Raw genomic sequence first — 512 nt, 5'->3', positions numbered from 1 at the left:
GCGCGAGAAGGCGCGGGGTCGGGAGGACCTCGTCGACGGGATGGACGCTCACTGTCATTGATCTAGCCCCTTGCTTAGGTGATGAAATATCGTGGCATTATGATCGTCAGATACAAACCTCGTGCCAGACGCCGCTGAAAGCCATTTCGCTCCGCTGGTGTGGTGACCGGTGGCACGAAGGTTGCTCGAAAGTGAGCATTGCTCAATATATTGCCCGGCGACCGAGGTTTCTTGGTCGTCAACAAGGCTAGTCGCCAACACAGACTGGAGGTCGCGCGTGCCGCTCATCAAGAACAGATATGGAAAAGGCCGTGTCCGCATCATGCGGATCCATCGCGACGGCGACAAGCAGGATGTCAGCCAGCTCAGCATCAAGGCGATGCTGGAAGGCGATTTCGGCCGCGCCTATACCGATGGCGACAACTCCACCTCGACATCCACGGACACCATCAAGAACATCGTCAATGTGGTGGCGCGGGAGAATACCGCGCTGTCGACCGAGGAGCTCTGTC

At 57.8% G+C, this 512-nt stretch carries 1 protein-coding gene; it reads left to right on the top strand.

Annotated elements, in window-relative coordinates; translation table 11 throughout:
• Positions 1-277: 277 nt before the first annotated feature.
• Positions 278-512: hypothetical protein (locus tag AC1DU6_RS35935; RefSeq protein ID WP_477863448.1), on the top strand; the 235-nt coding region annotated here is incomplete at its 3' end.

The sequence above is a fragment of the Roseateles sp. P5_B10 genome (genome assembly GCF_056400485.1).
Note: the sequence above shows the minus strand (reverse complement) of the source record. Positions and strands in the feature narration are given on the sequence as shown.